The sequence below is a fragment of the Frankia gtarii genome (assembly GCF_025403375.1).
Lineage (GTDB): Bacteria > Actinomycetota > Actinomycetes > Frankiales > Frankiaceae > Frankia > Frankia gtarii.
Genome location: NZ_JAMPTM010000555.1, coordinates 1 through 1,120, shown reverse-complemented (window position 1 = coordinate 1,120; position 1,120 = coordinate 1). Strand labels below are relative to the sequence as shown.

The window sequence follows — 1,120 nt, the reverse complement described above, 5'->3', positions numbered from 1 at the left end:
CCCATTCCACTGCGGCCGCGCCGCCCGGCGCGGCGCGCCGTCCACAGACCCCGGCCGGCGTGGAGCCCGGCGGGCCTGGCGACGGCGACGGCCGACCGCGGCTGCTGGCGGGCGCCCGCCTGAACCCGGGGCCGGACGGCACGAGCGATCCGCGCGACGGGCCGGGCTCGGGCGACGACGTCGGCCCGCACCCCCCGGGTGGCGGCGCCCCGCCCGGGCGATCGGCCAGCGGGGCCACCGCCGTCGACGCGACGGAGCTGCTCGACTCCCTGCCTCCGCCGCCGCGGCGTTCGACGCCCGCCCGCCGGGCGTCGCGCGTCGCGGGCCGGGGCGGCGCCGGCGCGGGCCCGGCGGCCGACGCGGGACGGTTGAGTCCGTCCAAGGCACCCCCCGGTGCATCCGCCTCGTCCGGCTCCCCGCCGGCCACGGGTTCGTCGGGCCGCGCCGGGCGGGCGGGCACCGGCCGTCGGCCGCGCCGGACGGGTGCTCGGCGACGGCGCTGGCTGCTGCCGGTCACCGCGGGGGTGGGCCTGTTCGCCGTCGTGGTGGCCGCCGTGTTGCTCATGAGGAGCCCGTCGCAGGACGGCACCTCCGATTCGGCGGCGCCCGCGCCGCAGTCCGTGCAGCCGTCCGCGGTCGGGGTGCCCGCGCGGGATCCAACCGCGTCGCCGGTCGCGAACCAGTCGCCCGAGCAGATCTGGCGTGCCGTGCTCGGCGAGCTCAACACCGCTCGCAGCCGGGCGTTCGAGGGGGCCGACGAGTCCCTGCTGGGGCAGTCCGACGCCCCCGGCAGCCCCGCTTACAACGCCGACGTCGCGCTCATGCGGCAGGTCGTCGCCAAGGGCGCGCACGCCTCGGCGCTGCGCAGCGAGATCCTCGCTCTGCAGGTCCGCGACGAGCAGCCGAACCGCACGGTGCTGAGGGTGACCGAACGCCTGGCCGCCTATGACTACCTCGACGTCCGTGGCCAGCTTCTCGTCCACCAGCCGGCGAAGGCCCCCCAGCACCGCGATCTCGCGCTGATCCGCACCGATTCCGGCTGGCGGGTCTCGGAGACCATCCCCGTGACGGGGAACTGACCGCCGGGGTGTCGGGGTGTCGGGGTGTCGGGGTGTCGGGG

Annotated in this window: 1 pseudogene; it reads left to right on the top strand. The window is 78.4% G+C overall.

The annotated features are described in order from the left end of the window. A pseudogene (locus NBZ83_RS32265) lies at positions 1–1,079 on the top strand (serine/threonine protein kinase); the annotation flags it as partial. Between the last annotated feature and the right edge of the window lie 41 nt (positions 1,080–1,120).